The sequence below is a fragment of the Streptomyces sp. NPDC020299 genome, assembly GCF_044387825.1.
Lineage (GTDB): Bacteria > Actinomycetota > Actinomycetes > Streptomycetales > Streptomycetaceae > Streptomyces.
In genome coordinates, this window is the sequence record NZ_JBIRWL010000035.1 from 35997 (window position 1) to 47930 (window position 11934).

Annotated in this window: 12 protein-coding genes; 7 read left to right on the forward strand and 5 right to left on the reverse strand. The window is 71.6% G+C overall.

Annotated features, from left to right (window positions below; translation table 11 throughout):
• Window positions 1–4 precede the first annotated feature (4 nt).
• Window positions 5–697 (reverse strand): response regulator transcription factor, encoded by a 693-nt coding sequence (locus ACH45E_RS44815; protein ID WP_361436937.1) that lies wholly within the window; start codon window positions 695–697, stop codon window positions 5–7.
• A 151-nt stretch (window positions 698–848) separates the two neighbouring features.
• Here ACH45E_RS44815 and ACH45E_RS44820 point away from each other — a divergent pair, with 151 nt between their 5' ends.
• The 6 genes from ACH45E_RS44820 to ACH45E_RS44845 all read left to right on the forward strand — a co-directional run bounded on the left by ACH45E_RS44820 (window position 849) and on the right by ACH45E_RS44845 (window position 6342).
• Complete coding sequence (locus ACH45E_RS44820) at window positions 849–2186, forward strand: ferredoxin reductase family protein (RefSeq protein ID WP_361436935.1); 1338 nt, start codon at window positions 849–851, stop codon at window positions 2184–2186.
• Between the two features lie 10 nt (window positions 2187–2196).
• Window positions 2197–2871, forward strand: a complete 675-nt coding sequence (locus ACH45E_RS44825; protein ID WP_361436933.1) for an FMN-binding protein — start codon at window positions 2197–2199, stop codon at window positions 2869–2871.
• Window positions 2872–3594, forward strand: coding sequence for an FAD:protein FMN transferase (locus ACH45E_RS44830; protein WP_361436931.1), 723 nt, complete (start codon window positions 2872–2874; stop codon window positions 3592–3594).
• A 236-nt stretch (window positions 3595–3830) separates the two neighbouring features.
• Window positions 3831–4961, forward strand: a complete 1131-nt coding sequence (locus tag ACH45E_RS44835) for an ABC transporter ATP-binding protein (protein WP_361436929.1) — start codon at window positions 3831–3833, stop codon at window positions 4959–4961.
• Window positions 4958–5677 carry an ABC transporter permease subunit gene (locus ACH45E_RS44840; RefSeq protein WP_361436927.1) on the forward strand — a complete coding sequence of 240 codons (720 nt, stop codon included), beginning with the start codon at window positions 4958–4960 and terminating at the stop codon, window positions 5675–5677. Before ACH45E_RS44835 ends, ACH45E_RS44840 begins: the two co-directional genes overlap by 4 nt.
• A complete protein-coding gene (locus tag ACH45E_RS44845) occupies window positions 5674–6342 on the forward strand; it encodes an ABC transporter permease (protein WP_361436925.1) in 669 nt (222 codons plus the stop codon). Before ACH45E_RS44840 ends, ACH45E_RS44845 begins: the two co-directional genes overlap by 4 nt.
• Window positions 6343–6355: 13 nt before the next feature.
• On the opposite strand, the gene ACH45E_RS44850 is transcribed toward ACH45E_RS44845, so the two are convergent.
• From ACH45E_RS44850 to ACH45E_RS44865, 4 genes are all read right to left on the reverse strand, one after another.
• A complete protein-coding gene (locus tag ACH45E_RS44850; RefSeq protein WP_361436923.1) occupies window positions 6356–6970 on the reverse strand; it encodes an ATP/GTP-binding protein in 615 nt (204 codons plus the stop codon).
• On the reverse strand, window positions 6957–7373 hold the full coding sequence (locus tag ACH45E_RS44855; protein WP_361436921.1) for a DUF742 domain-containing protein: 417 nt from the start codon (window positions 7371–7373) through the stop codon (window positions 6957–6959). The genes ACH45E_RS44850 and ACH45E_RS44855 overlap by 14 nt, the downstream gene beginning before the upstream one ends.
• A 62-nt stretch (window positions 7374–7435) precedes the next feature.
• Window positions 7436–7912 (reverse strand): roadblock/LC7 domain-containing protein, encoded by a 477-nt coding sequence (locus ACH45E_RS44860; RefSeq protein ID WP_361436919.1) that lies wholly within the window; start codon window positions 7910–7912, stop codon window positions 7436–7438.
• Window positions 7909–10569 carry an ATP-binding protein gene (locus tag ACH45E_RS44865; protein ID WP_399042841.1) on the reverse strand — a complete coding sequence of 887 codons (2661 nt, stop codon included), beginning with the start codon at window positions 10567–10569 and terminating at the stop codon, window positions 7909–7911. The genes ACH45E_RS44860 and ACH45E_RS44865 overlap by 4 nt, the downstream gene beginning before the upstream one ends.
• 310 nt (window positions 10570–10879) lie before the next feature.
• On the opposite strand from ACH45E_RS44865, the gene ACH45E_RS44870 reads away from it, so the two are divergent.
• On the forward strand, window positions 10880–11839 hold the full coding sequence (locus ACH45E_RS44870) for an ABC transporter substrate-binding protein (RefSeq protein WP_361436915.1): 960 nt from the start codon (window positions 10880–10882) through the stop codon (window positions 11837–11839).
• Window positions 11840–11934 lie beyond the last annotated feature (95 nt).

An 11934-nucleotide genomic window follows, 5' to 3' on the forward strand; every position in this document is an offset into this window, starting at 1 on the left:
CCGCTCACTCGGCCGCCTGCCGGACGACGTACCCGAAGCCGCGCACGGTCTGGATCAGCGGCTCCGGGCCGGTCTCGTCGAGCTTGCGGCGCAGCCGGCTGATGACCAGCTCCACGACGTTGGAGCGGCCCCCGAAGCCGTACTCCCAGACATGGTCGAGGATCTGCGCCTTGGTGAGCACCGTCGGGGACTTGCGCATCAGATAGCGCAGGACCTCGAACTCGGTGGGGGTGAGGGACAGGAGCCGGTCGCCGCGCCGCACCTCCCGGGTGTCCTCGTCGATCGTCAGGTCGGCGACCCGGACGACCGACCGCTGGAAGCCCGGTCCGGCGCTGCGCCGCAGCACCGTGCGCAGCCGGGCCATCAGCTCCTCCACCGCGAACGGCTTGACCAGGTAGTCGTCCCCGCCCCGGGTCAGCCCCGCGACCCGGTCGGCGATGCCGTCGCGCGCGGTGAGGAACACCACCGGCACCATCGTCCCCGAGCGGCGCAGCCGGTCGAGCACGCCGAAGCCGTCCACGTCGGGCAGCATCAGGTCCAGGACGACGATGTCCGGGCGGAACCCGGCGGCCTTCGTCAGCGCCTCCTCACCGGAGTACGCGGTCACCGCCTCCCAGCCCTCGTACCGGGCGACCGTGGCCACCAGGTCGGCGATCGGCGGGTCGTCGTCCACGACGAGGAGTCGTACTTTTTCCACCCGCTCATATTCCTCGACGCGCCCGGCGGCGCCAGCCCCGCCCGTTGCCACCGGCCACATCGATATCCAGTTGAAAGTCGTCCGACAGGAAAACGACAGCAGCCCCGGGCGAAGCTCGACTCCCAGGACCCGATCAAGGAGCTGCCGTCCCGTGACGACCGTCCAATCACCCCCTGCGCCCCCCACGGCGATACGCCCCAGGGTGGTGGCCCGCACCGGTCTGTACGCCGTGCTGGCCGCGAACGCGGCCGTGGTCGCCTACTTCTTCACCCAGGCGGGATTCGCCTCGAACGCCCTGATCGTCATCGGCCGCTTCGCCGGCCTGTACGGGGCCCTCCTCATGGCCTTCCAGCTGGTGCTGGTGGCCCGGCTGCCCTGGCTGGACCGCCGTATCGGCATGGACCGGCTGACCTCCTGGCACCGCTGGACCGGCTTCGGCATCCTGTGGACGCTGCTCGCGCACGCCGTGTTCATCAGCCTCGGGTACGCGGACGGCACCGGGGTCGGCCCGGTCAGCGAGCTGGTCGACCTCGCCGAGACGACCGAGGGCGTGCTCCGCGCGATCGTCGCGCTGGGCATCGTCATCGTGGTCGGCGCGGTCTCGGCCCGCTACGCCCGCCGCCGCCTCGCCTACGAGACCTGGCACTTCATCCACCTGTACACCTATGTGGCCGTGGTGCTCGCGTTCAGCCACCAGGTCGCGGTCGGTACCAGCTTCACGTCGTCGTCCGCCGCCAGGACCTACTGGTACGCGGTGTGGGGCGTGGCGCTCGGCTCGGTGGCCGTGGGCCGGCTGATCCTGCCGCTGTGGCGCAACTCCCGCCACCGGTTCCGCGTCTCCGCGGTCGTCCCCGAGTCCGACAACGTCGTCTCGGTGTACGTCACCGGCCGCGACCTCGGCAAGCTGCCCGCGCGGGCCGGCCAGTTCTTCCTGTGGCGGTTCCTCACCCGCGACCGCTGGTGGCAGGCCAACCCGTTCTCCCTCTCCGCCGCCCCCGACGGCCGCACCCTGCGCCTGACCGTCAAGGCGGCCGGCGACGGCAGCGCCGCCCTGCGGCACCTCAAGCCCGGCACCCGCGTCTTCGCCGAGGGCCCCTACGGCGCCTTCACCACCCTGCACCGCACGAAGTCCGAGTCCCTGCTCATCGCCGGCGGTGTCGGCGTCACCCCGATCCGGGCACTGCTGGAGGACCTGGAGGGCCACGCCGTCGTCATCTACCGGGTCGCCGGTGAACGCGACGCCGTCCTCTACGACGAACTGCGCGACCTCGCCCTGGCCAAGGGCGCCGAGCTGCACCTGGTCACCGGACCGCCCGTCCCCGACAGGCTGGCGCCGCGCGAGCTGGCCCGGCTGGTGCCGGACATCGGCGACCGGGACGTCTTCCTGTGCGGGCCGCCCCCGATGATGACCGCGGTGCTGCGCAGCCTCGGCGACCTGGGCGTGCCCAAGCAGCAGATCCACTTCGAGCGTTTCAGCCTGGCGGGATGAGGAAGACACCGTGAAGCGAGCCATACCTGTCGTCGCCCTGAGCATCGCGGGCCTGGTCCCGGTCTGGCGCTACGAGCCGTCGCTCGGCTCTGCGACGTCGTCCACCGCCGAGCCCGCCGCGCCGTCCGCGTCCTCGGGGGCCACGACCTCCGGCACGGTCGTCAAGGGCACGACCATCAACACCGAGAAGGGTCCCGTCCAGGTCCAGGTGACCTTCGACGGTGAGAAGATCACCGCGGTGCGGATGCTCCAGCAGCCGAACCATCCGCAGACGACGGCCGCGGTGCCGAAGCTGGTCGCGGAGACGCTGAAGGCGCAGAGCGCGGACATCGACACGGTGTCGGGCGCGACGATCACCAGCGAGGCGTACGAGAAGTCCCTCCAGGCCGCCATCGACGCGCACGGGAAGCCGGCTTCCTCCGCCGCCGGTTCGCGGGTGGTCGCCGGTCCGACGGTCGACACCGAGAAGGGTCCCGTCCAGGTCCAGGTGACCGTGGAGGGCGAGAAGATTACCGCGGTGCGGATGCTCCAGCAGCCGAACCATCCGCAGACGACGGCCGCGGTGCCGAAGCTGGTCGCGGAGACGCTGAAGGCACAGAGCGCGGACATCGACACGGTGTCGGGCGCGACGATCACCAGCGAGGGCTACAGGAAGTCGCTTCAGGCGGCGCTGGACGAGGCCTAGATGCGGCGCGTGGAGCAGGTGATGGGGTTCCCCGTCTCGTTGCGGATCGACGACGAGCGGATCCCCGAGGGTGTCGCGGACGCGGTGTTCGACTGGCTGCGCGAGGTCGACACCCGCTTCAGCCCCTTCAAGCGGGACAGCGAGGTCTCCCGGCTGGACCGGGGCGAACGGGGGCCGGACGAGCTCAGCGACGACCTGACCGAGGTCCTCGGCCTGTGCGAGGAGTACCGGACCGCGACCGGCGGCGCCTTCGACGCCCGGCTGCCCGGCCGGGGCCTGGATCCCTGCGCGGTGGTCAAGGGCTGGTCGGTGCAGCGGGCGGCGGAGCTGCTCGCGGCGGCCGGGGTGCGGCGGTTCTGCCTCAACGCCGGCGGCGATGTGGTGGCCGCCGGGGGTCCCTGGCGGGTGGGGATACGGCACCCGGAGCACGCCGACCGGCTGTGCGCGGTGCTCGGCATCACCGACGGGGCGGTGGCGACCTCCGGGCGCTACGAGCGCGGCGACCACATCGTCGACGGGCGCACCGGACGTCCGGCGACCGGCCTGCTCAGCCTGACCGTCGTCGCGCCCACGCTGACCGTGGCGGACGCGACCGCGACGGCGGCCTTCGCGCTGGGCGAGGAGGGCGTGGCATGGGCCGCCGCCCGGCCCGACTGCGAGGTGTTCGCGGTCGACGCCGGACGGCGGGTGGTACGCACGGCGGGCGTGCCGCTGGCTTCCTGAACCGGCTCCGGCTCAGAGCCCAATGGAAGCCGGGGGAACCGCCGGGAGGTGACCATCGACCGGCAGTTACCGTGGCCGACCTCGCGGGCCGGCGGACCCGTCACCCGCTGCCGGGCCGCCGCCCGCCAAAGTACTGAAACACTCGCGGTCTAGACTCTCCCCCGCAACGGCCTGAGCATCGACGACCGTGGCCGAGAACGGGCAGTTTCTGCCAGACCCGAAGGGTATTCGGCGTTTTGATACGGATAGATTCAGTCACCAAGCGGTACCCGGACGGCACGGTGGCGGTCGACCGGCTGTCGCTGGAGATCCCGGACCGCTCGATCACCGTCCTGGTGGGGCCCTCCGGCTGTGGCAAGACCACGACCCTGCGCATGATCAACCGGATGATCGAACCCAGCGAGGGCGCCATCCTCGTCGACGGCGTCGACATCCAGAAGCAGCCGGTCAACACCCTGCGCCGGTCCATGGGTTACGTCATCCAGAACGCCGGTCTCTTCCAGCACCGCACGATCATCGACAACATCGCCACCGTGCCCCGCCTGCTGGGCTGGAGCAAGGACAAGGCGCGCCGGCGCGCGGCGGAGCTGATGGAACGGGTGGGGCTCGACTCCGCCCTGGCCAGGCGCTACCCCTACCAGCTGTCCGGCGGGCAGCAGCAACGCGTCGGCGTGGCACGGGCGTTGGCCGCGGACCCGCCGGTGCTGCTGATGGACGAGCCGTTCTCGGCCGTCGACCCGGTGGTACGCAAGGGCCTTCAGGACGAACTCCTGCGACTGCAGGCCGAGCTGGGCAAGACCATCGTCTTCGTCACCCACGACATCGACGAGGCGATCAAGCTGGGCACCATGGTCGCCGTGATGCGCACCGGCGGCGAACTGGCCCAGTTCGCCCCGCCCGCCGAACTCCTCTCCGCGCCCGCCGACTCCTTCGTCGAGGACTTCCTCGGCACCGACCGCGGCATCCGCCGGCTGTCCTTCTTCCCGGCCGAGGGGCTGGAGTTGCGGACCGGGCCCGTCGTCGCTGTCGACGCGAGCGCCGAGAAGATCGCCGCGCGCGGCACCGCCGACGTGCCCTACCTCCTCGTGACCGACGTCGACGGCAGGCCGCTCGGCTGGAGCAGCCCGCAGGACCTCACCGCCGGCGAGATCGACCCCGGGCGGCTGCTGCCGTACGGGCGGCCCTTCGTGCCCGCCACGGACTCGCTGCGGGCCGCGCTCGACTGCGCGGTGCTCTCCCCGACCGGCTGGGCGGTCGGTGTCGACGACGCCGGGCGGGTCGTCGGCGTCGTCTCGCAGCAGGTCATCGGCGAGGCCATCCGCAGCGCCCACGCGGCGGCACCCACCGCCGCGAAGGTGGCCGGATGAGCGGCGGCCTCTTCCACCTGCCGAGCGACCTCCAGAACAGCTACTGGGGACTGGTCGGGCTGCACCTGCGCGAGGCCCTGCTGCCGGTCCTGGGCGGCCTGCTGGTGGCCCTGCCGGTCGCCCAGCTGTGCGTGCGGCTGCGCGGGCTGTACGCGCCCGTGCTGTGGGTGACGACCGTGCTGTACGCGATCCCGTCGCTGGCCTTCTTCGTCGTACTCATCGACTACACGGGCCAGACCGAGACCACGGTGATGATCCCGCTGGCCGTCTACAGCCTGGTCGTCCTCGTCCCGGCGATCGTCGACGCGGTCCGCTCGGTACCGCAGGAGACCCTCGACGCGGCCACCGCCATGGGCCTGGGACCCGTACGCCGCTACGTCCAGGTGCAGTTGCCGATCGCGGTGCCCGCCATCCTCGCGGGGCTGCGGGTCGCCACCGTCTCGAGCATCTCACTTGTCAGCGTCGGCGCGCTCATCGGCAACCAGGGCGCGCTCGGCAACCTGCTCCACGACGGCATGGTCTACCACCAGCCGCGTCTGATCTGGCTCTCCGTCATCGGTACGGCCGTCCTGGCCGTCCTCGCGGACGCCGCGCTGGTCGTCGTCCGTCTGCTCCTGACGCCCTGGATGCCGCGCGGCACCCGCAGGGCCCGACCCGTCGACGCCGAGGCCCGGCCCGAGCCGGCCGCGGCAGCCCTGGAGGACGCCGTCCGATGAACGTGCTCCACTTCGTCAACGCCTTCTTCAGCGACGGCTCCCACTGGCACGGCTACGACGGCATCCCCACCCGGCTGCGCGAGCACGTCCAGTACTCACTGACCGCCCTGGCCATCGCCACCGCCATAGCCCTGCCGGTCGGTCTGCTCACCGGGCACACCGGACGCGGCGGCAACGTCCTGGCCCTCATCGCCACCGCCGCCCGGGCGCTGCCCAGTTTCGGCCTGCTGGTGCTGATGTTCGTGCTGATGGGCTTCGGCCTGGTGCCCGTCATGATCCCGCTGGTCGCGCTCGCCGTCCCGCCGATCCTGGTGACGACGTACGAGGCGATGCGGTCCGTCGACCCGTCCCCGGTGGACGCCGCGCGGGGCATGGGCATGGGGGAGACGCGCGTCCTGTTCCAGGTCGAACTGCCCGTCGCGCTCCCGCTGATCCTCAGCGGGCTGCGCTCGGCGGCCATCCAGATCGTCTCGACGGCCACCATCATCGCCTACGTCAGCCTCGGCGGGCTCGGGCGGTACATCATCGACGGCCTCGCCCAGCGCGACTACGAGAAGGTGGTGGGCGGCGCCACCCTGGTGGCCGTGCTCGCGGTGGCCACCCTCACCGTCTTCTCGGCGCTGAACAGGTTCGCGGTGTCACCCGGAGTGCGCCGCGCGGGCTGAGACCGTACTCCGCCTAGCGCGCCTCGGTGCGGGCCAGCGCCAGCTCCAGTACGACGAGCAGCGCGTCCCGCACCGAGCCGCGTTCACGGGCGTCGAAGACCAGCACCGGGACGCCTTCGGCGACGTCGAGCGCCCAGCGGACCTCGTCCAGGGTGTGCTCCACCTTCCCGTCGAAGGCGTTGACCGCCACCGCGAACGGGATGCCCTTGTGCTCGAAGTAGTCGACGGCGGCGTAGCAGTCGTCCAGCCGGCGGGTGTCGACGATGACGAGTCCGCCGACCGCGCCCTCGACGATGTCGTCCCACATGAACCCGAACCGCTCCTGACCGGGCGTGCCGAACAGGTACAGCTTGAGCGTCGGGTCGATGGTGAGGCAGCCGAAGTCCATCGCCACCGTGGTGGTGGTCTTGCGCGGGGTGTGCGTGAGGTCGTCCACGCCCGCCGCGACCTCCGTGATCGCGGCCTCGGTGGTCAGCGGCTCGATCTCGGAGATCGCGCCCACGGTGGTGGTCTTGCCCACGCCGAAGCCGCCCGCGATCACCATCTTCACCGGCAGCGGCGGCCGTACGGCCGTACGGGCGGCCGTCCGCGCGGCCGGGCCGCCGGTCGGAGCTTCAGTCGGTGTCACTCAATACCCCCCGGGAGTCGGGGATGGCGCGGAGGCCATCGATAACCCTGCGCAGGACGGACGCGTCGTGGGTGGCGTCGGTGTCGGGCACGTACACCGTCAACTGCCCGGCCGCGCGCAGATCCTCGGCCAGGACGCGGACCACGTTGAGGTGCAGTCGCAGCCGGGCCGCGAGCTCCGCGATCGACTGCGGGAGCCGGCAGGCGGCGACGATGTCGTGCTGCTCGAAGGAGAGCCGGCCGAGCGCGTCGAGCCCCTCGGCGGTGGCCACCACCTGGGTCTCGACGGGCACCGTCCGGCCCGGGCCGCTGTCCGCGACCCGGCCGGCGGTGACCAGGAACGGCCGTACGGCGGGGGCGGGGCCGACCGGGTCGGGGCCCGGGGGCGGGATGCCGTCCGCCATGACCGCGTGTCTTCCTCTCTCGGCTTTCTCGGCTGTCTCGACTCGCGTGACCGGCGGGCCGGTCAGCGCCTCGCCGGGACGCCGACGGTGTTCTTCAGCTCGAGCACGAGCTGGGGGCTGAGCGCGGCGCCGGCCCGGTTGGCGAACAGCGTCATCTCGTACGCGATGTTGCCGAGCTTGGCCTCCTTGTCGGCGACCACGCCGAGGACGGCGCCGTTGCCGATCGCGGAGACGATGACGTGGCCGCCCTCCAGATCGATGATGACCTTGTTGAGGCCACCGAGCCCGTAGTTGCCGGAGGCACCGGCGGCCAGGCTGGTGATGCCGGAGACGATCGCGGCCAGCCGCTCGGAGTGGGCGCGCTCGCGCAGCTCCGACACGGCGATGAGCAGCCCGTCGGAGGACACGGCGATGGCGTCCACCACACCGGCGGTCTCGGTCGCGAATCGGTTGAGCAGCCAGTTGAAGTCGGCTGCGGCGGCCTGCAGATCGGTCGGCGGGGTGCCGCCCGCCGGGGTGTCACCTGTCGACGTGCTCACTGCTCGGCTCCTTCCGTACGGTGGTTCTGGTCGTGCGCGTGGTGCGTGGTGCGGGTGCCGCCGCTCGTGCCGGGGGCGTCGGCCGTGTCGGTCGCATCGGTTGCGTCGGTCGCGTCGGGGAGCGGGAAGTCGCCGGTGTCGCTGTCCCGTCGGGCGCGTTCCACCGCCGCCTCGAACTCCTCCAGCGCGTCCCGCACGGCGTCCGCGTCGACGGTCCGTGCCGTCTGCGGCACGACCTGCGAGGCACCGGCGGTCGTCGGGAGCGTCGCCCCGCGCACGCGGCGGCGGAGCGTGCGGGCGCCATCGGCGGGCGGGGGAGTGCCGGCGTCCGCGTCGGCGACGCGCGGGCCCTTGTCGTCCTCGCCCGCCGACTCCCGGCGCGGGACCCTGCGGGGGAGCGGGGAGGGGTGGTCCTGGCCGGCGGCCGCGTCCGGGGACAGGGCGTGACCGTGGCCGATGGCGGCTTCCGCGGATCCGGTCCGGACCGACGGCGACCTGCCGGACACGGCGGCGGAAGCGGTCGGGACGGCGTCCTCCTGGGCGGGAGCCGACGCCTCGGGTTCCGGGTGCGCGTACCCTGCGGCCGCGCTCGCACCGGACCCGGAGCCCGCCGCACCCCCCACCGCCGCACCGGAAGGCACCGGGCCGACGCCCGCGGGCGACACGCCGACGAGCGCCGGGGCACTGGACGACTCCGCCGGACCGCCGGAGGCCACCGCCGGACCGCCGGAGGCCACCGTCAGCAGCAGGCGGCCCGGCAGGGTGACCTCGGCCGTCACACCCCCGCCGGGGGTACGGGACAGCTCGACCCCGATCTCCCAGCGGCGCGCCAGCGTGCCGACCACGAACAGGCCCAGCACCTTGGTGGGTACGACGTCCAGGCGCTCGCGGCGGATCAGACGGGCGTTCTCCTCGGCGAGGCGTTCGGCGCTCATGCCGAGGCCGTGGTCGGTGATGACGACGTGGGTGCCCTCGGCGCCGGAGCGGACCGAGACCTCGACGGGGCTGCCGGCGGGCGAGAACGACACCGCGTTCTCCAGGAGTTCGGCCACCATGAGGGTCAGGTCGCCGATGATGTCGGGCTGGACCACCGCGTCCGCCGCGGCGTTCAGCTGTACCCGCTGGTAGCCCTCGATCTGCCCGAGCGAGGCCCGTACGACGTTGCTGAGCGCGGTGGGCCCGGCGTCCAGGACGGTCTCCCGGATGCCGGCCAGCAGCATCAGACTGTCGGCGTTGCGGCGCAGGCGCACGGCGATGTGGTCGATGGAGTACAGCCGCTCCAGCAGCGCCGGATCGGTCTCGCCCCGCTCCACCGCGTCGATCAGCGCGAGCTGCCGGGTGGTCAGGTTGCTGACCCGGCGGCCGACGTTGCCGAACATCTCGGCGACGTTGCGCCGGCTGAGCACCTGCCGCTCCAGCAGCCCCGCCGCGGTGGTCTGCACGCGGTTGAAGGCGTCGGCGAGGTCGCCGATCTCGTCGCGGGCGGTGACGGGCATGTCCCGCAGCCGGGGCGGTCCGTCCTCGGCGTCGTCGTCGGCCACCCGCGCCAGTTCCCGGCCGGCGACGTCCGCGACCTCCTGTGCCACTCCGGTGAGGGCCTCCACGGGCCGGATCACCGAGCGGCGGACCAGGACGGCGAAGGCGAGCCACAGGGCGAAACCGATCAGCGCGACGCTCAGCAGGATGCCGGCCCGCCACTGCGCCGAGCCGGCCGCCTCGTCGGCCCGGTCGGCGATCCCGTCGATCAGCGAGGTGGTGATCTCCAGCCGGGACGCGGACTGTCGCGGGTAGTCGGGGTAGTCGGCCAGCGCGTCCTTGATCGCCGCGCTGATCTCCGCCTGGTTGCCGGCCTCCAGCTTGCCGGGGTCGATCTGCAGCTCGGCGTACGACTCGGCGATGTTGCGCTGCGCGGGGGTGTGCTCGATCCCGGCCAGCGCCTCGGCCTGGTCCTCGGTGGCGAACCGGGCGAACCGGTCCGCCTGGTGGTCGTACAGGTCGTAGGCGCCGACCGCGTTGGTGAACTCGATCAGCGCGTTGGTGTCCCCGGTGGTCGCCGAGAACACGCTGGTCTCGAAGGCGCTGTGGGCGGCGTCCGCGCGCAGCAGCGAGTCCAGCAGGTTGCCGGTGAAGGTCGAGGCCAGGGACGCGTTGCGGTCCAGCCCCAGTCCGTCGATGAGGTCCTGTGCGGCGTTGGTGTAGGCCGGGTCGATGTTGTCGGCCGGGAGGTAGCCGTCCTGGACCGTCTGGCGCAGGCTGCTCAGGCCCTCGACCTGCCTCAGGGCCTGCGCCTCGGTGGCCGCCAGCCGGTCGCCGAAGGTGTCCCGCACCTTCTCCACCTGGGTGTCGACCGCCCTCTGCGCCGCCAGGTAGCCGTGCGGCGTGGGCTTGCCGCCCCCCGCCTCGTACCGTACGGAGAGCAGGATGGCCTGCCGGTGTTCGGCCTCCACGAGGTTCGCCAGCCGGGCGACCTGGGAGCTGTCGCGGACCAGCCGCGCCGCCGTCCGGGCGGTGGCGGACTGCTCGACGAGGTCGGTGATGAGGTAGGACAGCAATACGGCGATCACCGCGAGCGGCACGCCGACCAGGACGTTCAGCTTGCGCCGGAAGGGCCAGCGGTCGGCGAAGCCCCGGGCGTGCGCGTCCACAGTCGTGGACACCGGGCCTCCTTGGTAGGGGTGTCTCCACCCGAACTGATGCGTAACGACACCGAAGCGGGCCCCGTACACCGCTGTGACCGACGTCAACTGCGGTGAGACTACAGCGTCCTTGAAGGGCTGATCAGCGGACTCCATGTCAAGAATCCGTTACAAAACAACCGCTTGCGCTACACAACTAGTCAGCAAGTGAAGCCAATCAGTGACCAAGAGACTCTTGACTGACCGAGAACTGCCTGGATTGGATCAGTCAAAGAGCGGTCCACCGCTGTGCACGTTGTCCACCGCACCATCTGAGCCCGGAACGGGAACCGTGACTGCCAACACCCACACCAGCAGGTCATTCCGGAGACACCCCGGCGCGGCGATCGTCGCGCTGGCCGCGGCGACGGCCCTGCTGGCGGGCTGTTCCTCCTCCTCCGACAAGTCCGACAACCCGCTCGCGGGCGAGAAGGCGAGCGGTGACACCGTCGTCGTCGGCTCCAACAACTTCACCGAGAGCATCCTGATCGCCGACATCTACGGCGAGGCCCTGAAGGCCAAGGGGATCAAGGTCAGTTACAAGCCGAACATCGGCAGCCGCGAGACGACCTACGGTCTGCTCAAGAACGGCACCATCTCGGTCCTGCCCGAGTACAACGGCGCGCTGCTGGCGTACCTCGACCCGAAGGCCGCCCCGAAGACCGTCGAGGCGACCACGGCCGCGATCGAGGCCAAGCTCGACTCCAAGCTCACGCTGCTGAAGCCGGCGTCGGCGCAGAGCAAGGACTCCGTCACCCTCAACAAGGCCACGGCCGACCAGTACCACCTCACGGCCAAGTCCTCCATCGCCGACCTCAAGGACGTCGCGAAGGACCTGGTCATCGGCGCCTCGCCGGAGTTCCAGACCCGGCAGCAGGGCCTGGTCGGCCTGAAGTCCGCCTACGGTGTGGAGTTCAAGTCCTTCAAGGCGCTGGACGCGGGCGGTCCGCTCACCCAGAAGGCGCTGCAGAAGAACGCCGTGCAGGCCGCGGACATCTTCACCACCGACCCGACCATCACCCAGGAGAAGTTCGTCGTCCTCCAGGACCCGAAGAACCTCTTCGGCTTCGAGAACGTGCAGCCGCTGGTCTACAAGTCCGCACTCGACCAGAAGGGCAGCGACGCCCTCGACGCGGTCTCGGCCAAGCTCGACACGAAGACGCTGCTGGACCTCGACACCCAGGTCCAGGCGGAGAACAAGGACCCGCTGGACGTCGCCAAGGCCTGGCTGAAGACGGCCGGCCTCGGCTGACCCCCCCCCGTTACCTTTTTCGTGGCTCCGCAACGGGGCCTCCGGCCTTCGGGTCCGGCATGACTTCCCCCTCCTGTTGTTCATGATCCGGGGGG

Excerpts from the sequence above, each read along its gene's own strand:
- ACH45E_RS44840 (WP_361436927.1), top strand. The coding sequence starts at position 4,958 with ATGAGCGGCGGCCTCTTCCACCTGCCGAGCGACCTCCAGAACAGCTAC.
- ACH45E_RS44845 (WP_361436925.1), top strand. The coding sequence starts at position 5,674 with ATGAACGTGCTCCACTTCGTCAACGCCTTCTTCAGCGACGGCTCCCAC.
- ACH45E_RS44830 (WP_361436931.1), top strand. The coding sequence starts at position 2,872 with ATGCGGCGCGTGGAGCAGGTGATGGGGTTCCCCGTCTCGTTGCGGATC.
- ACH45E_RS44855 (WP_361436921.1), bottom strand. The coding sequence starts at position 7,373 with ATGGCGGACGGCATCCCGCCCCCGGGCCCCGACCCGGTCGGCCCCGCC.